The following is a 23,701-nucleotide window of genomic DNA, read 5'->3' as shown; positions in this document are numbered from 1 at the left end:
GCTAGGTTTTATCTTATGATTTTTCAAGTAGATTTCAGTGAGATCTAGATGATTTGGTCGATTATTTCAGTAGACCTGTTAGAAATCATACTGCACGCCGACAGTAAAGTTGCGACCCACCTGCGGAATATTAGACAGGAATGAAGTATGTGAATACACCTGATCATCGAGCAGGTTGTTGGCCTTGAAATAAACTCGATAAGCATTGTTATCTGCAATGCTATTGGCATAACTCAGGCCAACATTCACCATATTGTAGCCTTGGGTTTCATCTTCATAGCTGGCGATCTTGTCCTGATTAAAGACATGATAATACTCAGCCAAACCTGACCAGCCATCGGCAAAGTCTGCTTCTACTTTGGTGCCTAAGCGACCTGCAGGTACACGTGGTGCATTCTCAGCTTCAATCTTGCCACGCACATAGTCCCCAAAGACGCTGACTTTATACATATCATTGATCTGATAACCGGCTTGTGCTTCTGTACCATAAAATCTAGCTTTGTCTTGGGTATATTGCACGCCACGTAAATTACCTTTCTGCGCTACCGTTTCGTCATAGATATAATCATCAAACCAGTTGTGATAGACATGCACATGGTAATCCAGTTTATCCCCTTCATAATGCAGACCTAACTCGAGATTATTTGAAGTTTCTTTATCGAGATCAGGATTACCGAGTTCATAGGTATTGGTCGCAAAATGCAAGCCATCAGCATAGAGTTCTTGAGCTAAAGGCAAACGCTGCTGATGAGATCCCACCACAGAAAGTTTGTAGTTCGGTGCAAATTCCCAGTTGGCAGCAGCGGATGCAGAGACACCAGTCCCCGAATAATCTTTCTGATCCGAATCTACTTTCACTTTTTGATGATCGACACGCGCACCAAGTTCAACATGCACATCGCCAAGTTGCTTATGTTCTAAAGCAAAAAGACTGAATTTGTCAGTTTTTGTGTCCGGCATCACGACCCCTGAACCATGAACATGATGTTCTTCATCGTCCTCATCGCCATCTTCATGATGGTCATGCTCTGATGCGGCAAGATTAATTTTTTGCTGTGAAATCTGGGTTCCGATCACCCCTTCCCAACCTGCAACTGGCACGTGCACCAACTCTAAACGACCGTCATAACCTTTGCTTTTAAAGTTACTGATCACTTCATTTTCTTCAAGTTCATCGTGTTCATAATCGGTAATGCTGGCATGTGCACGTAGTTTTTCAACACCGGCAAAAGGCTGTTCCAGTTCGGTGCGTACTTCATAGCGTTCAGATTTTAAATCTACCCATGGTCCACCATGCTCTTCATGGACTGGTGCATCTGGGTCAGGTGTTGGACAACCATGAAAATGATCGCCATGTAAAACACAGCCATGATATTCATGACTATGCCCTGGCAAGCCATACTGATCCTGACGGTTGCTATAAGACAGACCGACAAAACCACGATCATGAATCCATGATCCGCCAATATTGACTGTTTGCCCTTCAGCAAAAGTATTGCCCACACGACGTTCTTTTTCTAATTCGTCATCATGCTCATGAAAATAATCCGGTGCAATATAATCATTGGCTTTACGTTTTGAGCCTTCTACACGCAAAGCAAAGTTTTCACCAATACCCGCTGTCACACCAGCACTTGCCAGTTTTTCATCACTGCCTGAGTTATAACGCAGGCCGACTGTACCTTCCAAACCATCTTCAGGCATCTGGGTCGGAATTTTTTGATCAGTGACATTCACCAGACCACCGACTGTACCAGCGCCATAAAGTAATGTAGATGGACCGCGAATCACTTCGACCTGTTTCGCCAGAATCGGATCAACGGTGACAGCATGGTCAGGAGATAAAGTGGATACATCCGCTGTTTCAGACGCATGCTGCAACACTTTCACACGTGGACCATCTTGACCCCGAATCACCGGACGGCTTGAGCCTGAACCATATTGATTAGAATAAACACCAAGCTCATCTGCCAAGGCATCACCAATGGTGGTGGCGCGTTCAGACAGTGCTTTCTGATCCACGACATGATCTGCAACTGCAAAATCTGCTGCAGTCTGCACCAATGGATGAGCTTGCACCTGAATCGTGTCCATGGTCTGAACCGGGATAGAAGATGAGGATTGCTCTGCAAATACTGTAGGCGCAACTACAGCAAAAATTGACAATGTTATTAGATTTTTAGGAAAGGACATGACCGAAGCTCAAATTCAGCAATTTGGATTAATGTTATAATATAACATTTCATTATTTTTGCAATCCTTTACGATAATCAGTGCTATATTTTATTAGAATGTCCTTTGAATACTTTTGATTACATTAAAACATTGTCTTTATGCCCTTTACCTTATCGCATGCTGTGCTTGCTCCACCTATTTCATATTTGACTGGGAATAGACTTCCTGTTGCTGCGCTGGCAATTGGGAGCATGGTTCCCGATCTGCATCGCTTGTTTACTCATACTAATTCGAATATCACCCATTTATGGTCTTCTCTGATTCATCCAGATCTCTGGATTGGTTTGGCTTTTTGTGCCGTCTGGTACCTGATTTACCGGCCCGTGATTTACCGTTTCATCGGTATTCAGCATGATTTAAAGATTCACAATATCCTTTCAGCACTAAAATTCATCCTGGTGATGTGTCTGGCAGTCATCATTGGTACAGCCACCCATTTAATCTGGGATGGAATAACCCATGTCGATTTTCGAACTTTTGCCTTCCATGAAGTCTTAGCCCAACATTTTCAGTTGTTTGGACAAAGCTATCCGCTGCATCGGATTTTACAGATTGGCACCTCAGTGATTGTCTTGCCTCTTATCCTGTGGATGAGCCTGCATTATTATAAAACTCATCAGCAATATCTTACAGTCAGCCTAAAAATCAAATCGTTTGCCTGGGGCTTATTGCTCTTTTCTATATTCACTGGCCTATTTTCTGTCTGGGATTATGCGCGCTATATTTCTACTGAAGTCTGGCAATCAGACCTCTATTATTTTACTGGTCGCTCGATCAATGAATTTAGTCAAGGCTTTTTGATCACCTTTAGTATGGGCTGTTTATTGTTTTTATTTTTAGATAGAGATCGCAGGATGGGTTAAACAAAGCACTGGCTTTGCCCCTATTCACTTTAAAATGATATTGTTTTTGACCCAAGTTCTTGTGACAACATGCCCAAAGAGGCATAATCCTACCTTTACTTAAAAGCGGTACGCTGTTTACGTATTCGCTGACCTTAACCCATATAGTTGGATTTCTAACGCTATGATGCGAACTCATTACTGCGGTTCTTTAACCGAAGCTCAAATTGACCAAACCGTAACATTATGCGGTTGGGTACACCGTCGCCGTGACCACGGTGGTGTAATCTTCCTTGACATGCGTGACCGTGATGGTCTTGTTCAAGTGGTTATTGACCCAGATACTCCTGAAGCATTCGCAACTGCTGATAAAGTACGTTCAGAATTTGTATTAAAAATTACAGGCCGTGTACGTCGCCGTTATGAAGGCACAGAAAATGCCAATATGGTGAGCGGTCAAATCGAAGTCTTGGGTAAAGAAATTGAAGTTCTTGCTCAGTCTGAAACTCCGCCATTCCCATTGAATGACGAAAACACCAATATTTCTGAAGAAATTCGTTTGAAATACCGTTTCTTGGACATCCGTCGTCCAGAAATGTTAGATCGTTTACGCTTCCGTTCTAAGTTAACCAACCTGATTCGTAACTACTTCGAAGACAATGGTTTCTTAGACGTTGAAACACCAATTTTGACACGTGCAACGCCTGAAGGTGCGCGTGACTATTTGGTTCCAAGTCGTGTTTCTAACGGTAGCTTCTACGCACTGCCACAATCTCCACAGCTATTCAAACAGTTGTTGATGGTCGGCGGTATTGATCGTTACTACCAAATCGCGAAATGTTTCCGTGATGAAGACTTACGTGCTGACCGTCAGCCTGAATTCACCCAAATCGACGTTGAAACATCGTTCATGAGTGACGATGACATTATGGATTTAATGGAAACTTTAACCGTGAAGATGTTCAAAGAACTTCTAAACGTAGAGTTTGATAAATTCCCACGCATGACCTACAACGATGCAATGCGTGACTATGCATCTGACAAACCGGATATGCGTATTCCTTTGAAATTGGTTGACGTTGCAGACTTAATGCAAGACGTTGAGTTCAAAGTATTCGCAGGCCCTGCTAAAGATCCTAAAGGTCGTATCGTTGCGCTTCGCGTACCGGGTGCTGGTTCACTTCCACGTAGCGCGATTGATGAATACACCAAATTTGTAGGCATTTACGGTGCACGCGGTTTGGCTTACATCAAAGTCAACGAACTTGAAAAAGGTATCGAAGGTCTTCAATCTCCAATAGTGAAATTCATCGAGCCAATCGTGCTTGATCTATTGAAACGTGTTGGCGCTGAAAATGGCGACATCGTATTCTTCGGTGCAGACAAAGCGAAAGTTGTTAACGATGCCATGGGCGCGCTTCGTGTGAAGATCGGTCATGACCTTAAATTATCAACTTGTGAGTGGGCGCCACTTTGGGTTGTTGATTTCCCAATGTTCGAAGAAACTGATGATGGCAAATGGACCTCTGTTCACCACCCATTCACGCTGCCAAAATCTAGCGTTGAAGAAGTGAAGAACAATCCAGGTGCTGCTCTGTCTGTGGCTTACGATATGGTATTGAACGGTACTGAAATCGGTGGTGGTTCACTGCGTATTCATAACCTTGAAATGCAAAAAGCGATCTTTGAAGCACTTGGTATTGGTGAAGAAGAAGCAGAAGAGAAATTCAGCTTCTTGCTTAATGCTTTACGTTACGGTGCTCCTCCGCATGGTGGTTTGGCATTTGGTCTTGACCGTCTTGTGATGCTCATGACTGGCGGTGCTTCTATTCGTGACGTAATTGCATTCCCGAAAACCAAAACTGCTGAATGTCCGTTAACGCAAGCACCTGCTCCAGTTGAATCAAATCAACTGCGTGACCTTGGTATTCGCTTACGTGAAAAACCAAAAGCTGAATCTCAAGAATAATTCTTGAAGTATTAAGTGAAAAAGCCCTGCCTCGTGTGGGGCTTTTTTGTGTGATTGAGTCGTATCTGGAACAGTGGCATAATAGCCACAGTTTTTAATCTAAGGTAATTAGCAATGGCTATGCGTCCTGCAGTTCGTAATCGCAGCATTATGCTTATTGTATTTTCAGTGGTTCAATGGCTGTTCATGCGCTATATCCTTGCCAACAATCTGTTCAACCTCGATACCAATGATCGTATTGTGTATTTTTGCCTGAGCAGTATTTTAGGTGCCCTGCTGATTTTTGTAGGTTTGATTTATATGGTGCTGAAGGGCAATCCGGACAAAGACCTATAATCTGACCATCTGGATACCATGTACACCCTACTCAAAAATTTCTCTAAGCTTCCACTAAGATTCATTCAAAATCTTGCGCAACTGGCTGGATCGCTTTTGTATCTCAGCCATTCTTCTGCACGCCGAGTGACCGAGATTAATCTGGCCTCTGCTTATCCTGAACTTTCTGAATCTGAACGGGCTGACTTGACTAAACGCAGCCTGAAAAGTCAGTGCATGACGTATGCGGAATCAGTCAAGATTTGGGGATCATCTTCTGAATATGCACTGTCTTTAATTCGAGATGTGCAGGGTGAAGATATTTTCCTGCAAGCTCTGCAAAATCCTCATGGCTGTTTGGCGGTGGTGCCTCATTTTGGTACTTGGGAGCTATTGAATGTCTGGGTCAATCAACACACTTCTCCTGTGATTATGTATAAGCCCAGCAAGAATCAAGATGTTGACCGCTTTATGCTTGAAGCTCGGCAACGCCTGAATGCAACACTGGTCCCTACAGATGATTCTGGGGTACGTGCTGTGTTTAAGCATTTAAAACAGGGTGGTTTTTCTGCAATTTTGCCGGATCATGTTCCTAAAGAATCTGGTGGAATCTATTCTTATTTTTATGGTCAAAATGCGCTGTCCTCTACGCTTCTTTCCAAACTGGCAGCTAAAACACAATGTTCTGTAGTTGGGCTTAGTTGTTTAAGACGAGAGGATTTGTCTGGCTACGATATTTACGTGACTAAATTATCAAATGATATTGTATCTAAAGATTTACAACTGTCGGTTGATACCTTAAATAAAGAAATGGAGCGTATGATTAATGTCGCTCCAGAACAGTATTTGTGGGGATATAAAAGGTTTAGGAAGATGATTGGTAATAAAAATTATTATAAAATATAACGTCAATTTCTCCACAAACCAAAAGTTTTTAAAGTATTTTTAACCAAACGTACACCTAATATATAAGCATTAAATATTAAATTCGATATATTATTTTTCCTAACAATAGGCCCTTTATAACTAGCATAATGGTTAGAAAGCACCTTAGTATGAGATTGATCAACTAAAGCATTATAAACAAAACCTAGGTCTCTATCATAACGTTCAAATCTATGAGGATATTTATCCATAACACTATGAATAGCTTTAGTATATGCCACAGGCCCAGTTACAAATAGCACACCTCTTTTCCCATAGCTATGTAATTTATAATGCCATGGTCGATAACTCAAGATATTATTTACTACTGTATTTACCACTTCCTTCAAGAAAGGAGAATTAGCCTCAGAAATAATAAACCATTGCTGATACTCACCATTTTTAATACCTAATTTATGTGTTAACTCTTCAAACAATCCAGCCCCTTCATTTACTTCCCCTTCTTCATTCTGCCATTGTGTAATAATAAAATGTTCATTAGGTTTAATAACTTCATTTAGAGGATAAACACATGTACTTTTAATATCCAAGTACACTCCACCTTCTTTATATAAAACTAAGTATCTAAATAAATCTGCCTTAGCAGCACCATAAACAGGATTAATTTTCAAATAGGCTTGTAATGTACGCTCATCAAAATTAGATTGAATATATTTATAAATATCATCATCTGTATAGAATCGATATTCCCAATCTGTATTTCTAGTTTTTAATTGACCTACAATTTCAGCAATTTCTGTTGGTAACTTTTCAGTTCTATAAGTTTGATGAATAATTTTAGGTATAGCCATTATTTATACTCTTCCATAAATATCATCAAATCTAATAATATCATCTTCCCCAAGGTAACTACCTGATTGAACTTCAATTAATTCTAAAGGTAATTTACCTGGGTTTTCGAGTGCATGAACTTCACCCACAGGGATATACACTGACTGATTTTCAGTTAATAAAAATGTCTCTGCACCCTTAGATACTTTTGCTGTACCACTAACAACAATCCAATGTTCAGCACGGTGATGATGCATCTGCGTAGAAAGCTTTTGACCCGGCTTTACAGTAATACGTTTGACCTGATAGCGTTCAGATTGGTCAATACAATCATATTTACCCCATGGACGATAAACTTCACGATGCGATGATATTTCACCTCGATCTTGTGATTTTAAATCATCAACAATCGCTTTAATTTCTTGAACTTGGTCCTTTGCAGCAATTAATATTGCATCCTGCGTATCAATAATGACCATATTATTTACACCAAGCAAAGAAACCAAGCGTTTTTCACTGTAGCAATAATTCTCACTAGATTTATTTGAAATAACATCACCTTGATAAACGTTACCTTGATGATCTTGCTCTGAAACCTCCCATAAGGCAGACCATGAACCAATATCACTCCACCCTGCATCAAGCTCAACTACAACAGCATTACTTGTTTTCTCCATCACAGCATAATCAATTGATTCTGACCTGCAATTTTTAAATTGATCGTGATCTATTCTAATAAAATCTTTATCATATTCAGTTTTAATCATTGATAGTCGGCAGTTATCTAATATATCAGTGCCATACTGCTCCAACTCATTCAAATAATGGTTCGCTTTAAAAACGAACATCCCACTATTCCACAAGTATTTTTTGGATTCTAAGTACAACTCAGCTGTCTCTCTATTCGGCTTTTCTACAAATTGCTGTATTTTAAAACCACACTCAAATTGTGTACCTTTTTCAATATATCCATACCCTGTTTCAGGCTGCAAAGGAACAATTCCAAAAGTCACCAATTTATTCTTTTCTGCTAAAGACACCGCATCTAAAATTGCATTTTCAAATACTGCAGTATCTTTTATCAAATGATCAGCAGCTAAAATCAACAGTATTTGATTTGGCTCAGTTTTCTCTAATAATAATGCAGCTAAGGCAATTGCTGGCGCTGTATTTTTACCTTCTGGTTCCAAAATTATTGTTGCATCGATCCCTATTTCACGCATTTGCTCTGCAGCGATAAAACGATGCTCTTCATTACATATTAGAATTGGCTGATCACATTCTAAATTTTTTAAACGCAATACCGTATTCTGCAATAATGTGTAATTCGTTGAGCCAAGTTTTAAAAATTGCTTAGGACTTTGTTTTCTAGATAATGGCCAAAGACGAGTTCCACTTCCACCCGCAAGAATCACTGGTTTAATTTTTTTTGACATTTAAAGCACCATTTTGCTGAATTTTAAAGATCTTTATTTTGTTTATTCATCTGCCAAAGCATCAAATATTTATCAAATGTATAACCCATTGATGCCAATGCTAAGAACAGACCATAAGCTCCACCAGCAAAGTCACCACGAATGATATATTCACGAATAAAAGAAAATATCGAACGGGATAATAATGCGATTAATGAAACACTTTTGTCGTGTTTGAATTTATCTTTTGCCCAATCATGGCTATAACGGACATTTTTAAGCAAGAAATGATGCAGGTCATCATTGGTTAAGTGTGGCAAAAAACCCTCTAGCTTCTGCATTGGTGCATTCTTTTGAGCCAAAGATTCATGTACTTCTAATGCCGAATACTGATAATGCACTCTTGAATATAAGCGTGCCAATTTATCTGTATAGAAGAAACGTTTTTGCACTTCGATACCACAGAATAAATTCACTCGGGCTAAACCGAAAACCTTATCTGTTTGTAATGGTTGTTCTAGAATTTGCGCAATTGACTCACGTAAAGGCTGCTCTAGACGCTCATCTGGATCCATGACCAAAACATAATCTTTTGTTGCATAGGTTTGAGCAAGTTGGCGTTGCTTACCAAAGCCTTGCCAGTCGGTATTTACAAACCATTTTGCACCGTAACGGTCTGCAATTTCTTTGCTATTATCGGTACTTCCAGAGTCAAGAATAACAATCTCATCAACAAGGTCATGAACCGTATCTAAACAATCTGCCAAATGACGAGATTCATTTTTTAAAATGATCACAAGCGATAGACTGGCTTGTTTATTTTTAAATACAATAGGTTTGAGCTCAGCATTATGAGCTTTGTACTCTAAAAATGTTTTTTCAGCTTCGTTATGATGTAAATCATACAAAATGGCATATTTATTAAAGGTATATTGGGTAAACAATAATGAATAAATAAAGCCATACGTACCTTTTAAAAATCGGCCATCTACCACATATTGCTTAAAGAATGCCCACCAAGCATGTAAGATAACCGACGGTATCGAGACGGTTCTACCACGCTGATAACGATCTATTGCCCAGGCATGTGCATATTGCAAACGCTTACTTAACCAAAACTCAGGTGTATCTGCTGTATGGTGCAGCATAAAACCTTTTAACGTTTCTTTTTGAGCACCATCAATCAGGACAGATTCATGTACTAAATTGTCATTATACTGAAACGTCTTTGGGTACAGGCGCCAATGTGCTTTAACGGCCCAATATTGATTGTCAATTTCATGTCCAAAAATACAGTCGATTCGCTTAATTCCATAGACTGTATTTTCAGGTTTAGCCTGAATCACCTGAAGAATGCTTGTCTTGAGTTCTTCAGTAATTTCTTCATCTGCATCTAAGGCGAGAATCCAATCACCTGTCGCATAACTTTGAGCAAGTTGACGTTGTTTACCAAAGCCTGACCATTCTGTATTTACATACCATTGACCACCTGCTTCTTCCACCAATTGTTGACTCTGGTCTGTACTACCCGAGTCTAAAACAATAAGCTCATCAATCCATCCTTTCAACGCTGGTAAAGTAATCGCAAGATTTTTAGCTTCATTCTTAACCATCATTACCACAGATAAACGATACGGCCGTTCTAATGTGTTCAGTTTATCCATGATTACTGCCAAGCATCCTTGATCCACTGCGATGGCAATACATAACGGTACCATTTCCCACCACCACCATTGACTGCATCAGGTGGATTAATCTCCCCATGAAACACAATGATTTTGGCCCCTTCAGGCTTCACAGGTGGCTTAAAGTAAGCCATCGGGATTTTTTGCAGGCAATGATATTTATAGCTCTTGCACCAGCTTTCTGGCCAGTATGTCTGTTTACCTTCACGGTCTACGTACCAAGACAAATAGGCTTGCTCATTACGGAATTTTTTACGGATTTCATCAAAGTTTTCACGGAAATAAGGTAACAGACCTGGGAAAGCACCCAGTTTAAACCGGTAAACCGAACTGTTACCGGTAATACGCCACGGCCGTTTCCAGTCATGGATAATCAGAAAGTCGCCCGGATAGGTAAAGAACTCATCGATATTATCGACAATCACTACATCAAGATCGAGAAATAATGCATTGCCTTCCAAACCATACAGATCAGGCTCAAAAGTAGATAGCTTGTTCCAGCCACGCTCAGGCGCACCTTCAGGCAATGCCAAAGGTGGAATAGGGAAACATTGTACTGCAGGATCAATGCCTTCAGTACGATCCGTCAGACAGACCATTTTAAAGTCGACTGTCGTATGTCGTTTAACCATATTGTATAAACGATTGACGTATTCTGAACCGTATTTGGTTCCCCATTTCATACAAATAACGATGTTACTCATTGCGTATGCCTAAGCTCATCTTAAAATCTTCTTGATGCTGAATATGATGACATAAGTTCAGCAGAATAAGTACATCCGTTAAAAAAAACCTCGCAAATGAGAGGTTTTTTCAATCAGTAAATTCTGAATTACTTCACATACGTTAACCAGTGTGCATATTTCGGGTCTTTGCCCTGAACCGCATCAAAGTATGCTTTCTGGATTTGAGTGGTAATTTGACCACGTACACCTTCACCAATTTGACGGTCATCATATTCACGGATTGGTGTTACTTCTGCAGCAGTACCGGTAAAGAATGCTTCATCTGCGATGTAGAACTCATCACGGGTAATACGGCGTTCAATTACGTCATAACCCAGGTCTTTAGCAATGGTAATAATGGTTTGGCGAGTAATACCATCCAACGCACCACCTGCGATATCAGGCGTATGAATCACGCCATCACGCACCAGGAATACGTTTTCGCCTGAACCTTGGCATACATAGCCTTGTGGGTCGAGCAGCATTGCTTCATCATAACCTGAATGCGCCACTTCCTGATGCGCAAGAATCGACAAGGTGTAGTTACCTGATGCTTTAGCCTTACACATGGTCACGTTCGGATGATGGTGGGTAAATGAAGACGTTTTTACGCGAATTCCCTTCGCCATCGCCTCTTCACCAAGGTAAGCACCCCAGCTCCATGCCGCAACTACGGCATGAATGGTATTGTCAGTTGCAGCGATACCGAGTTTTTCAGAACCAATAAAAATAATTGGACGTAAATAGCAAGACGCTAATTTGTTTTCACGAACAACATCAATTTGAGCCTGTTCTAATGCTGCTTGATCAAATGGAACTTTCATTTGATAAATTTTTGCAGAATTCAACAAGCGCTTCGTATGTTCTTTAAGACGGAAAATAGCCGTTCCATTCGGGGTTTCATAAGCTCGGACGCCTTCAAACACACCCATGCTGTAATGCAAAGTATGTGTTAATACGTGAGTTTTTGCCTCACGCCAGTCAACTAGTTGTCCATCTTGCCAAATGAAACCATCACGATCAGCCAAATTCATGCCACAAACTCCAATTTTTCACAATTATTCACTATCCAGTACAAAGTCTGCACTTGGATCAATTAGTCTTTGCCATAACTTGCAAACGGTCATTCGGGTATCGTGCCAGTCGCTTGCAGACACTTGCATGGATTGATTTGCAAGGGCTAAGCGATGGCTCTCGGCGCGTTCACGGAGATAAGCTTGAATCAGAGCAGTCGCATCGTCGCTGGATAAGCAACCTGATTTTGCGGCATCCTCAAGAATTCGTACATTGTCGGAGAAATGGGCGAGATCTTTATTCGTCCCACTCCAAGCCAACACCGCATACTGTGCCATAAATTCGATGTCTACGATACCACCTGCATCTTGTTTTAAATGAAAAATACCATCTTTTTTTTGCTCTTTAGAAGAACCGAGATGCTCCTTCATTTTCTGACGCATTTTCAGTACTTCTGCCCGTACATAATTTTCATCACGGGGCTGAATCAAAATATCCCGGCGCAAGACTTCAAACTTTTTCCGTAAGCTCATTTCACCCGCAATCGGGCGGGCTCGTACCAAGGCCTGATGCTCCCATAGCCAGGCACTCTTGAACTGATACTGTTCAAAGGCTTTTAAACTGGTGACCAAAAGCCCAGCTTCGCCCGATGGACGCAATCGGGTATCGACTTCATATACACGTCCATCCAAGGTTTGCGTGGTCATCAGTGACATAAACTTTTGTGCAACCCGCATGGCAAATTCAAAGCCACTGATCGGCTTAAGTCCATCGGTATCGGCCTGTTCACCCATATAGTGAATAAACACCAGATCCAGATCCGAGCCATAACCCAATTCAATTCCACCGACTTTACCATAACCAATGACTGCAAAAGCCGTATGCTCGACTGAACAGCGCTGCCCTTCTGCATCCAGTGGAAAACCATGCTTTTTTGCCACAATCTGATAGGCCAGATGCAGCGCTGCATTCACCGATACTTCAGCAATATCGGTCAAGGCATCGGAAACTTTCATCAGCGGGCTTTCTGCCAGTACATCACTGGCGGCAACGGCCAGAACATTAGATTTTTTAAACAGGCGCAAAACCCGCATCTGGTCTTCGACCTGATCAATTTCAATCCGTAACAGTTGCTGGCGCAAGGAATCTTCCAGATCCTTTCGTTTCGGCAATTCAAAATCCATCGACAGGAATTCATCCAGTAGCACCGGATAATGGGTCAGTTCTTCACAAATCCAGGGGCTGACCGTGGCCATCTTCACCAGTCGCTGCAAAGCCCCTTTGCTCTCAATTAACATCACCAGATATACCGTACGGCGCATCACCGATTCGACTAGGGGCATCAGTCGTACCAGTGCTGTCTGCGGATCATCTGACTGTAAAATGGCTTCAATTAAATGTGGCCAGAAGGTTTTTAAACGTTGTACCGCCTTTGCCGGTAATTTTTTTAAGGCATGCCCATTCCAAAACTCATGAACGAGATTCTTCGCATTCTCATCCAATACTTCTTTGAGTTTTTTTTCCAGCTGGGAAAAACTTTCAACCAGGGTATCTGGGCCATTTTCCTTGATTAAATGATCAAACTGATACATCACTTTGTCACGTTTCTCATTGAGATATGCCATAAAGCTGTCCCAATCCGCAAAACCAAGTGTGTCCGTTATACGCGCCCTTAACTCTGGCTCTGTCGGTAATGATTGCGTTTGCTGGTCATTTAGGGCCTGAATCGCGTGCTCAACCCGGCGCAGGAATAAATAGGCATCTTCCAGATCCTGCACCGCCTGTTCATCCAGTAACTCGGCATCATCCAGATGATTCAGATTCACCAGACACTGGCGATCCTGCAATTCAAGCTTGGCTCCACCATAAATCAGCTGAAACACCTGCACGATAAATTCAACCTCGCGAATGCCGCCAGCTCCGAGCTTGATATCATCTTCTATATTCCGGCGTTGTACTTCACGCTCGATCATGGCTTTCATTTCGCGCATGGCTTCAAAAGCGCTGTAATCGACGTACTTGCGGAATACAAATGGACGAGTCATCTCCAGCAGCTCATCGCCTTCCAGGCTTGGATTGACAATCCGTGCTTTAATCCAGGCATAACGCTCCCATTCACGCCCATGCTGGCTCAGATATTTTTCCAAGGCCGCGTGGCTAATGGCCAGCGCTGAACCATCGCCCCAGGGACGCAGGCGCATATCCACCCGGAATACAAAACCATCCGCCGTGATCTGATCCAGCAAATGAATCAATTTTTGTCCCCACAGGATGCAAAACTGCTGCACATCAATACATTTGCGCCCATCGGTTTCACCCTGCTCATCGAAGGCAAAAATCAAGTCGATATCACTGGAAAGATTGAGTTCTTGGGCGCCGAGTTTGCCCATCGCGATGACAATCAGATCCTGGACTTTTCCGTTATAGCCAATCGGCTGGCCATACTTGGCAGCGACCGGAATACGGGCAAAATCTTTCGCCGCACAGATGCAGGCATCGGCAAAATCGGAGAGTTCTTGAGTGAGGGTAATAACATCGGTGAGTTGATTGGCATCCTGCCAGATCCAGCGAAACATCAAACGAGCCCGCAGAATACGCATTGCGCGCATCCACGTTGCTTCATCGCTTATATTCAGGATGCAGTGCTGCACCAGCTGATCAATATATTCCCGACTGAGTGAGCCTTGAAACTGATCAATTGCATAATCCTGTTCCAGTAAACTCTGGTGATTGGCCAATACCTGTTCGGTATATTGGCTAGCTCTTAAGGTTTTCTGCAATTGTGCCGCATTCATCACTCAACTCTTCCCCTGAAACATTCTGCTTAGTTTTGACATACTCCCACCACTTTCACGATGTTCAAGTGGGGGATTCTAAAAGTAAAAGCTCTTAGGTGACTTCCTCACGGATTTCACTTGCTTTCTGCTTCGCAAGGCGACCTTTACCGCATCCACCCTCCACAGACAAAACGGTATGTCCTACCGCCAAAATATTGCGAGAAGCATTAATATCTGCATTCTCGCCAAAGCTACACTCGACACAACTAAAGTTTGCTTGAGTAAGCCTATTTTCTTTTGCAACGTGACCACATGAACTACAAGTCTGACTTGTATATTTAGGGTCAACTTTAACGAGTAAACCACCTCGCCACTGCTGTTTGTACACCAACATATTAACAAGCATTGACCAACCTTGATCCAGGATTGATTTATTTAAGCCGGACTTGGCTTTAACATTCTTTCCTTTTTTCTCGATTGAGCCTTTCGCTGACTTCGACATATTGGCTACTTTTAAGTCCTCAACTACGATCATTGCGTGGTTTTTGCTGAGCGTTGTGGTGACTTTGTGCAAGTAGTCATGCCGAATATTGTCAATATGATGGTGTAATGTATTGATCTTGAGATTCAGCTTTTTCCAATTTTGACTGAACTTGTTTTTCTTTCTCAGCTTGCGCTGAAGCCTAGCCAACTTTACTTGATTGGCCTTGAAACTATTGATCGGGTCGAATACTTGACCACTAGACGTTGTAATTAACTTTTTAACACCTAAATCAATGCCAACGGCTGATTTTGATGGGTGGACTGGTGCTTCTACTGTGTTTTCAGCACCAAATGACACATACCATTTCCCGACATGCTTTGAGATTGTGACGTTCTTAATCTCACCCACAATATTTTGTGATTTTCTGAATTTCACAACGCCAATGTCATTAGGTAACTTAACTTGGTTGCCTTTAACCCAACAATATCTGCCAAATTGAACAATACGAATGGAATCATAACCATCAGATTTCTTTTTGAATCGTGGCATAAGTGGTCTAAGTTGAACTTCACCACCATCGGATAATTTAAAAAATTGTGGCTTCTTAGTTCTAAATGGTTTTTGCTTTAACTTAGCTTGTTCCTTTTTGTTAAAAAACTTCCCCCAAGCATCACCAAGATCACGAACTTTTTGTTGGAGTGAAACGCCATTTGAGCTGTTTTCTAGAAAAGCACATTCAGGTTTTTTGCGTAATTCAGGAATTTTATTGACTAAATTAACTTTGTTGATTCGCTCATTATTAGCAAGCATCTCGAACGAAACAGCTAAAATTTGATTCCAAACAAAACGTGCAGAGCCAAGCAACTTGTTTAAAACAAGCTCCTGTTCCGCATTAGGCTCAAGCCTAAATTTGTACGCTTTGTTGATCTTCATTTCGCCTTAAATCTATTTAGATACAGAGACTTAATGCAAATTATTCTATCATATTGCACTAAAAAAAGTCGTGAAATTCACCTCCACCCTAATGTTGGGTGGAGTCCTCTTTCATACTAAAGATAGCAGGAGTTTTGTCTCAGTGGGAATGTTTTAGTTTGAAATTTACCTTTTAAGATTGCTCGATATGTACATCTTCAAGCACCAGTGCCTGATGATCATTGGTGACCATCGGTAAATGCACGGTAAAGGTCGTACCCCGACCCTCTTTGGAATCTACAGCAATTTGACCATGGTTCAGGTCAATAAAGCGCTTGCAGAGCACCAGACCCAAACCTGCCCCTTTCTCTTCAGCTGTGCCTCTGACACTCACACCCAAAGTCGGTTTAAACAGATTCTGCATCTGCTCTTCAGTCATGCCCAAGCCAGTATCCTGAATCGTAATCTTGACCTGCTCGCCTTCCATTTCTGCAGCTAAAATCACTTTACCGCCTTGATTCACCGGGGTGAATTTAAGCGCATTCGACACCAGGTTCTGCAAGACAGAGGTAATCATGTTGATATCCGCATGTACCTTGATGTCTTCAGGAATATTATCAACCAGTTCAATTTTTTTATTTAAGGCCAGACTTTTCAGCACACTGCACACAATATTACTGGATTGTTTCAATTCATAATTAATCGGATGATAAATAAAGCGTCCACCCTCTGCCATCGCCCAAGTCAGCAGGCTTTCCAGCAGGTTATAGGTCGATTGTGCATTATCATATAAATAATCCGCGATGCTCTGGATACTGGATTCGTCCAGAGTGTCACGCTCCTGCGCTAGCACTTCGGAAAAGCCCAGTAAACCATGAAATGGTGCACGCAAGTCATGCGCAATAATCTGGAAAAATTTGGTTTTACTGAAGTTGAGTGCGCATTGCTGTTCATATAATTCTTTCAGTTCAGTATGTTCTTGATTGAGCTGAATTCGAATCACTAAACTTTCAGCAAATTGTTTAATAGTGACAATATCATCCTGATCAAACCCTTCAGTCTGATCATCAAAGAAAATGACCTGTCCAAAAGACACACCGCTACTTGATTTTAAATTAAAGGCGACTAATCTCTGATGCGCTACACCGAGATTTTTCACATAATTTGACAGTTCTGTATAAGCAGGATGCATCTGGTCAATGACCTCTGCCTGTTGCAGATATGTAGGCAGATTCACTTCCTGCGGGGCGTGCAAGGCCCGGAAACCGCGCGGACAGCTGTACCAGATATAGGGTTCCGTATGGAAGCCGATAATACTGGTTTTAACGTTTAAAACTTTACGGGCGATCTTACAAAAGGTGTCTAATAGGTTGTTAGAGGTATAGACACCTAAAATGAGAGATATACGGCACGAGCTTAATTGCTCCGTATTCTGACCGACCTCTAGCAGTTTTAGTTCCATGTCTGCCTCTCTGAATGTTTATGGAATAAAGAAAACACAGCCGACCAAATTCATACAATCAATAACAAAGATTCTATATTTACTCAACGATGGAAACCCACCTCTAGGTTAAAGGATTTGTTAACCTGTTTCTATCCAGATACATTCTTAACTGCAAGGTACTGATATTTAATTGATTAAGAATAACTTGAAAATTTACTATTCTAAAAAAACCTACATAAGTATTTGAAATTAATCTATCTCACCTAAAATAAGTATCTTTATTTGTATCTACTGTAACACAGTACCGAATAAAAAATACCCACCATCGATTTTTACTCTATTTAAAGTAAAAGCTAATGATTTTTCAACTATATAGTTTGACCTTATGATTAAAAACAGATTTTATATCAGGTTTCATCTATCTAATAACACTCAGAATTATTTTTTAATTTTTAAAACTATCTTAACAATTCCAGTCTACGAAATATTTAAATATCAGCATTTCAACTAAAAACAGACCCAAAAAACCACTGAGAATTGTAAAGAACTTACATTCATTAACAAATTAATTGCGAAAATTTTGTGTTTTTTATCCTCAGTGCAGTTTTAGAAGCTGGAATAGAAATATTAAGATAGATCACTTATAGGCTATGCATGTCTACGTCAAACCAATCGGCTCAGAATAGCTATAAAAAAAGCGGCCTAAAAAGACCGCTTTTTTACATGGCTACTTAATTGTCAGAAATCAAGGCCACTTGCTGTACATAGTTAAACAGCTTTAATTTAGAAGCATTCACTTCTTCTTCAGGTGCTTGATTCTTTAAATCACGGTGTACCCGAAGATAATGTTGACGTAAGGTATGACGCTCTGTCGCATTATAGGTTTTGGTAAATTCATTGATGGCCGGATCTCCATCTTTGACAATTCGATCCACCCAACGCTGTAATTGAGCTGTCTTTTTAAGACCTTGTTTCGGTGTTAAATAAGACAAAATTACCGTTTCATTTTCATTGCGTAATAATTTACCAATCCGTGAAAATTGACGACGACGTGCTTCATGTGAACTAATTGCCTGCACATCAAGCAATGCGTCAATCAAACGCTCATCTACAGGTAGGTTTTTAATTTGTTTAGCGCTCAGCTCTGCAAGCTGCGCACCTAAAGCAGCCATACGCTGGACTGCTTTTTTCTGTTCGGTCTTACTTGCGCGTCCCTCTAAAGAATCAAAATCTTCTTCAGTTAAACTGTTCGGTCGACGTGCCACGATTAATCTGCCTCATAAAATTTTGCTGCAAATAGTGCCTGAATTTCAGATAAGGCTTTTTCCTCATCTGCTCCTTCAATCACTAAGCGTAAAGTTGTTCCTTTGCCTGCACCAAGCATGAGCAATGACATGATATTTTTGGCATCTACCAATTTGTCAGCCTTGCCAATCTGGATACTGGAACGAAATTTGGTGGTAACTTCTATCAGTTTACCAGATGCGCGTGCATGTAAACCCAGTTTATTAATTACGTCAACTGTCGTATCAATCATGACCAGTGCTTCATTTCTCGATGGAGGACTTGAATAGACCATTTTGCCTCAAGGGCTTTTTTTAGTCTATCCACAATATAAACAGAACGATGCTGACCACCGGTACAGCCAATCGACACGGTCATATAATGACGATGCCCTTCAGCAAAGGTCGGCAACCACTTGTCCAGAAAATGATACAGATCATTGAACATATCCTCGACCTGATCGCTCTTTTGTAAAAACGCCTGCACCGGCTGATCTAGTCCTGAAAATTTGCGCAGTTCCAGTTCCCAATGCGGATTCGGCAAATGCCGGACATCAAAGACATAATCGGCATCCAGTGGAATGCCATGCTTATAACCAAAGGATTGCAGAATCAGGATCAGGTTATCGGCCTGCCCAAGCTTGGACAATAAGGTATGTTTCAGATCATGCACGCTTTTGTCGGTGGTATCGATGTGTACCGTAGAGCGCAACTGAATCGGCATCAACAGGATTTTTTCTTCCTGTATACAGTGATTCAGACTTTTAAAGCGTGACGCTAAAGGATGCGGCCGACGCGAAGCACTAAAGCGGGCAATCAGCTCCTGATCCTGCGTGGTCAGATAGATAATATCGACCGAGCCATGCTGCTGTAGTTGCTCAAATACATGATCAAATTCTTGTAAATCTGCCCGGGTACTGCGCACATCGACGCCCAGCGCCAACTGTTCCAGATTATTTTCACTGTCCAGTTTTGCCACGATTTCGGGAAGCAATGCCAAAGGCAGATTATCAATACAGTAATAACCCAGATCTTCAAGCACCTGTAATGCAGATGATTTACCCGAACCAGATTGTCCTGTGACAATTAAAATGCGCTTCATGCATGCTACCCTTTCATCTTAGCCGGCAGTGTATTTAACCTGCAGGTTATCGATCAGACGTGTATTACCCAACTTTGCAGCTATAAATAACACAAGATCTTGATTAAACGTATGAATTTTTTGTAATTCGGGAGTGCGGGCTTCAACATAGTCCACCACAAACCCGGCATCGGTTAAAGTCTGGCGAATCTCTGCCAATACCGTTTCCAGCTCCACGCCTGCATGTAATTGCTGTTCAGCCTTTTGCAAGCTTTGATAAATGACCGGTGCGATTGCACGATGCTCTTCACTTAAATAACCATTGCGCGAACTTAAAGCCAAGCCGTCTTCTGCACGGGCAATCGGCACACCAATCACTTCCAGTGGAATATTCAGGTCTTGTACAAACTGACGAATGACCGCCAATTGCTGATAATCTTTCTGGCCAAAGAAGGCGTAATTCGGCTGTACGATGTTAAACAATTTAGTGACCACCACCGCCACGCCATCAAAATGGCCGGGACGCTGCAAACCACATAAATCATTAGTAATGTCAGAAACACTGATATTGGTCAGACGCGGTTTTTTACCATACATTTGTTCAACCGTCGGCGCAAACACGATGTCACAACCAACTTCTGCCAAAAGCTGCTGGTCCTGCTCAAGCGTACGCGGATAGCTGTCAAAATCTTCATTTGGCCCAAACTGGATCGGATTGACAAAGATACTGACCACCACCACATCACACAACTTACGCGCTTCACGCACCAAGTTTAAATGTCCTTGATGCAGATTACCCATGGTTGGTACAAAACCGATAATCTTGCGACTGGTACGTGCCGGATTTAATGATGCCGCTAAGCCCTGAATGGTGGTTTCTGTTTTCATCTTACAATTCAACCTGAAAAGTTTGTTCTGGTGCCGGGAAAGATCCATCTAAAACTGCAGCATGGTAAGCTTTAAAAGCATCCAGAATGGCTGTCGCACCCGATTGTTCTTGCATAAAATTACGTACAAATTTTGCAGTGTGACCAAAGGTCAGACCCAGCATATCCTGTACCACTAGCACCTGGCCGTCTGTAGCTGCACCTGCGCCAATGCCAATGACCGGAATGTGCGGAAACAGTTCTGTGATTTCCTGGCCAAGCTGTGCCGGTACGCATTCGAGTAGCAATAATGCAGCACCCGCCTCTACTACTGCTTTACAGTCCGCAATGAGCTGATCGGCCGCTTCACGGGTACGGGCTTGCAGTTTATAACCGCCAAAGACATGTACCGACTGCGGAGTAAGACCCAAATGCACACACACCGGAATACCGTTACGGGTCAGCACTTGCACGGTTTCCGCCAACCATGCACCGCCTTCCATTTTCACCATTTGCGCGCCAGCCTGCATCACGGTTTTCGAACTTTGCAAGGCATCATTCAAGGTAGCATAGCTCATAAATGGCAAGTCAGTCATGATAAAGGCATGCTGGTTACCACGGCGTACCGCAGCCGTATGATAGGCCATATCCGCAACCGTGACCGGCAAAGTCGAATCACGGCCCTGAATTGACATTCCCAGAGAATCGCCAATTAAAATGCTGTCCACTTCGGCAATTTCCATGGCTTTGGCCATACTGGCATCATAGCAAGTCAGACATGAAAATTTGCGTCCATCTGCTTTAAAGCGTCTTAAATCACTCAGACTGACCATGAAAATGTTCCTCTATGCTTGAAAGTTCTGACAAAGCTACCATCACTTAAAAATTAAATATTTGCCCAGTTGCTGTCATCGAGTACCGCGAGGGTCGACTGTTTAACGATGTCCAGGTCTTTTAATCTGTGTCCATAAACCTGTAATTCAGGCTCAATATCCAGAAGTGGAATCAGGACAAAATCACGCTCTAATACCCCAACATGCGGCACAGTTAAGCGTTCATTTTGAATGTGCTCATTACCATAGAGCAGCAAGTCCAGATCCAGCGTACGTTCGCCCCAATGACGTAAACGTACCCGACCAGCGTCCTGCTCAAAAGCTTGCAGGCGATCCAGCAGGCTTAAAGCGGCCAGATCGGTATTTAACTGCACCACTGCATTCAGATAGTTCGGCTGATCCTGTGGTCCCATCGGTGGACTTTGATACAGATGCGAAGTTTTCACCTGCCCCAAGGTCGCCAGTTTCTGTACAGCTTCTGCCAGAATCTGGCGTGAATCGCCCAGGTTACTGCCCAGGCCAATATATGTCACGATCATTGTGTTGGTCCAAATACCACTTGGCTCAGATCACGTTTTACCCGCTGACGTTTCATAATCGGATGATCTGCGCCAATTTCACCGCTGGCACTGGCTGCCACATGCGACAGAGGTTTCGCCTTGTCTTCAAACTTGGCTTTACGCACCCGACGATTGCGTGGTTCAGGTTCATTCACTAACGGCTCAATCTCGGCAAGATCTTGCTGTTGGGTCAGTTTCTGGTCCAGATGTTCTTCTTGACTCGCCTTGCGACGGCTCTTGGCACGCTGACGGTTATACTGGCTAATGGCCCGTTCTTTCTCGTCACCGCTCATTTGCTGGTAAGCATCCCACCAGCTGCCCATGCCTTGGGCAGTTGCATCGCCTGATTTTTCACGCAGCAGCAAAAAGTCAAAGCCGGCACGGAAACGCGCATGACTGGACAAGGCCTCAATTTGCTGTGGTTTTGGATTCAGCAAACGGGTCTGCATTTCCCAAACTTCACGAATAAAAGTTTCCGCAAAGCGTGGAATAATAGTGCGGGTTGCCTGACGTTTTAATACGTCGAGACCGGCTTGGGCACGGGCTTCGGCCGCTACCACACCTTTATTCAGATAGAATTCACAACGCTCCAGGAATGGCTGCCACAACAATACCGCATAGAAAAATGCCGGATTGATGGTCTTGCCGATCGAAATACGCTGATCGGTATTTTTCGCAGCGCGTTCCATAAATGGCATAATTTCAGGCTTGATATCTGCAAATAACTGCTGCCAGATCCCGAAATCAATCAGCATTGGCAAGACACGGTTCAGGTGTCCCATGGTGAACAGTTTCTGTGATTCATCATAAAGTCGATGTGGAGAAACATCACGCAGCAACTGGGTCATTTCCGGGGTAAAGACATCCAGAATCGCTTCATCAATATTAAAGTTCAGTTTGGCGGCAAAACGTAAGGTTCGCAGCATCCGCACCGGATCTTCTTCAAATCTTAAAGCCGGATCACCGAGTAAGCGTAAGGTTTTGCTGTGGATATCATCCACTGCATTGCAGAAATCCAGCACAATGCCTTTACGCGGCTGGTAATACATCGCGTTGATGGAAAAATCACGACGGGCAAAATCCTGCTCGATGCTGCCCCAGTTATTATCACGTAGAATCATCCCCGCGGCCGAGGTCACTGCTTTTTTTGGTGGTGCACGAAAGGTTGCCACTTCAACCAGTTCCCGCCCTGAATAGACATGCGCCAGTTCGAAACGTCGTCCGATAATTCGACAACGTCGTCCGAAAACTTCCTTGACCTGAGCCGGGGTTGCATTGGTGACTGCATCGAAATCTTTAGGATTCAAACCTAACATCAGATCTCGAACACCACCACCCACGATATAAGCTTCATAGCCTGCCTTGTTTAAGGCATCAATCACATCGAGAATATAAGAAGGTAATTGAGCGGTTGATAAACCACATTTTGACGCGCGCAAAGTTTGCAAAAGACGCTGTCTCCTACGTCTGAACGTAAAATTCTAAGATGACGCTAATCATATCGCTTACACGGCTAAAGGGCAATTTGATTATGTCAATCCTGCG

General features: G+C 42.3%; 20 protein-coding genes. 4 read left to right on the top strand and 16 right to left on the bottom strand.

All coding sequences use genetic code 11. The annotated features are described in order from the left end of the window. Positions 1–78: 78 nt before the first annotated feature. Positions 79–2,193, bottom strand: a complete 2,115-nt coding sequence (gene znuD, locus J7649_RS12870) for a zinc piracy TonB-dependent receptor ZnuD (RefSeq protein WP_219308467.1) — start codon at positions 2,191–2,193, stop codon at positions 79–81. 140 nt (positions 2,194–2,333) lie between these two features. Here znuD and J7649_RS12865 point away from each other — a divergent pair, with 140 nt between their 5' ends. The 4 genes from J7649_RS12865 to J7649_RS12850 all read left to right on the top strand — a co-directional run bounded on the left by J7649_RS12865 (position 2,334) and on the right by J7649_RS12850 (position 6,267). After that, on the top strand, positions 2,334–3,098 hold the full coding sequence (locus J7649_RS12865; RefSeq protein WP_219308465.1) for a DUF4184 family protein: 765 nt from the start codon (positions 2,334–2,336) through the stop codon (positions 3,096–3,098). Between the two features lie 163 nt (positions 3,099–3,261). Further along, positions 3,262–5,046 (top strand): aspartate--tRNA ligase, encoded by a 1,785-nt coding sequence (aspS, locus tag J7649_RS12860; RefSeq protein ID WP_005103279.1) that lies wholly within the window; start codon positions 3,262–3,264, stop codon positions 5,044–5,046. Between the two features lie 114 nt (positions 5,047–5,160). Continuing rightward, positions 5,161–5,382 carry a hypothetical protein gene (locus J7649_RS12855; RefSeq protein ID WP_004278319.1) on the top strand — a complete coding sequence of 74 codons (222 nt, stop codon included), beginning with the start codon at positions 5,161–5,163 and terminating at the stop codon, positions 5,380–5,382. 18 nt (positions 5,383–5,400) lie between these two features. Further along, positions 5,401–6,267: a lysophospholipid acyltransferase family protein gene (locus J7649_RS12850; RefSeq protein ID WP_219308463.1), complete on the top strand. Its 867-nt coding sequence runs from the start codon at positions 5,401–5,403 to the stop codon at positions 6,265–6,267. Positions 6,268–6,269: 2 nt separating this feature from the next. On the opposite strand, the gene J7649_RS12845 is transcribed toward J7649_RS12850, so the two are convergent. The 15 genes from J7649_RS12845 to pcnB form a co-directional block, all read right to left on the bottom strand. Beyond that, the gene (locus J7649_RS12845; protein ID WP_100534596.1) at positions 6,270–7,097 is read right to left on the bottom strand and encodes a glycosyltransferase family 32 protein; all 828 of its coding nucleotides are present in this window, start codon (positions 7,095–7,097) and stop codon (positions 6,270–6,272) included. 3 nt (positions 7,098–7,100) lie between these two features. Then, positions 7,101–8,513 carry a mannose-1-phosphate guanylyltransferase/mannose-6-phosphate isomerase gene (locus J7649_RS12840; RefSeq protein WP_219308461.1) on the bottom strand — a complete coding sequence of 471 codons (1,413 nt, stop codon included), beginning with the start codon at positions 8,511–8,513 and terminating at the stop codon, positions 7,101–7,103. A gap of 23 nt (positions 8,514–8,536) precedes the next feature. Continuing rightward, positions 8,537–10,156 (bottom strand): glycosyltransferase family 2 protein, encoded by a 1,620-nt coding sequence (locus J7649_RS12835; RefSeq protein ID WP_228738643.1) that lies wholly within the window; start codon positions 10,154–10,156, stop codon positions 8,537–8,539. A gap of 2 nt (positions 10,157–10,158) precedes the next feature. After that, positions 10,159–10,881, bottom strand: a complete 723-nt coding sequence (locus J7649_RS12830; protein ID WP_004647484.1) for a hypothetical protein — start codon at positions 10,879–10,881, stop codon at positions 10,159–10,161. A gap of 128 nt (positions 10,882–11,009) precedes the next feature. Further along, positions 11,010–11,936, bottom strand: coding sequence for a branched-chain amino acid transaminase (locus J7649_RS12825; protein ID WP_219308459.1), 927 nt, complete (start codon positions 11,934–11,936; stop codon positions 11,010–11,012). A 24-nt stretch (positions 11,937–11,960) separates the two neighbouring features. Then, positions 11,961–14,711 carry a bifunctional [glutamate--ammonia ligase]-adenylyl-L-tyrosine phosphorylase/[glutamate--ammonia-ligase] adenylyltransferase gene (gene glnE / locus J7649_RS12820; RefSeq protein ID WP_219308456.1) on the bottom strand — a complete coding sequence of 917 codons (2,751 nt, stop codon included), beginning with the start codon at positions 14,709–14,711 and terminating at the stop codon, positions 11,961–11,963. A 94-nt stretch (positions 14,712–14,805) separates the two neighbouring features. Beyond that, positions 14,806–16,110: an RNA-guided endonuclease InsQ/TnpB family protein gene (locus tag J7649_RS12815; protein ID WP_219308454.1), complete on the bottom strand. Its 1,305-nt coding sequence runs from the start codon at positions 16,108–16,110 to the stop codon at positions 14,806–14,808. Between the two features lie 172 nt (positions 16,111–16,282). Beyond that, complete coding sequence (locus J7649_RS12810) at positions 16,283–17,551, bottom strand: sensor histidine kinase (RefSeq protein WP_219308452.1); 1,269 nt, start codon at positions 17,549–17,551, stop codon at positions 16,283–16,285. Positions 17,552–18,264: 713 nt separating this feature from the next. After that, entirely contained in the window at positions 18,265–18,798 is a 534-nt protein-coding gene (yjgA, locus tag J7649_RS12805; RefSeq protein ID WP_004278333.1) for a ribosome biogenesis factor YjgA, read from the bottom strand. A gap of 2 nt (positions 18,799–18,800) precedes the next feature. Next, positions 18,801–19,070, bottom strand: a complete 270-nt coding sequence (locus J7649_RS12800) for an HPr family phosphocarrier protein (RefSeq protein ID WP_044109984.1) — start codon at positions 19,068–19,070, stop codon at positions 18,801–18,803. Continuing rightward, complete coding sequence (rapZ, locus tag J7649_RS12795; RefSeq protein ID WP_219308450.1) at positions 19,067–19,918, bottom strand: RNase adapter RapZ; 852 nt, start codon at positions 19,916–19,918, stop codon at positions 19,067–19,069. Before rapZ ends, J7649_RS12800 begins: the two co-directional genes overlap by 4 nt. Before the next feature lie 18 nt (positions 19,919–19,936). Then, positions 19,937–20,785: a pantoate--beta-alanine ligase gene (gene panC, locus J7649_RS12790; protein WP_219308448.1), complete on the bottom strand. Its 849-nt coding sequence runs from the start codon at positions 20,783–20,785 to the stop codon at positions 19,937–19,939. Position 20,786: 1 nt separating this feature from the next. Then, positions 20,787–21,596 (bottom strand): 3-methyl-2-oxobutanoate hydroxymethyltransferase, encoded by an 810-nt coding sequence (gene panB, locus J7649_RS12785; RefSeq protein ID WP_085064509.1) that lies wholly within the window; start codon positions 21,594–21,596, stop codon positions 20,787–20,789. Between the two features lie 53 nt (positions 21,597–21,649). Next, a complete protein-coding gene (gene folK, locus J7649_RS12780; RefSeq protein ID WP_219308446.1) occupies positions 21,650–22,135 on the bottom strand; it encodes a 2-amino-4-hydroxy-6-hydroxymethyldihydropteridine diphosphokinase in 486 nt (161 codons plus the stop codon). Then, on the bottom strand, positions 22,132–23,604 hold the full coding sequence (pcnB, locus tag J7649_RS12775; protein WP_219308444.1) for a polynucleotide adenylyltransferase PcnB: 1,473 nt from the start codon (positions 23,602–23,604) through the stop codon (positions 22,132–22,134). The genes folK and pcnB overlap by 4 nt, the downstream gene beginning before the upstream one ends. Positions 23,605–23,701 lie beyond the last annotated feature (97 nt).

It is taken from the genome of Acinetobacter lwoffii (assembly GCF_019343495.1).
GTDB lineage: Bacteria > Pseudomonadota > Gammaproteobacteria > Pseudomonadales > Moraxellaceae > Acinetobacter > Acinetobacter lwoffii_P.
This window is presented reverse-complemented; position numbering and strand designations above follow the sequence as displayed.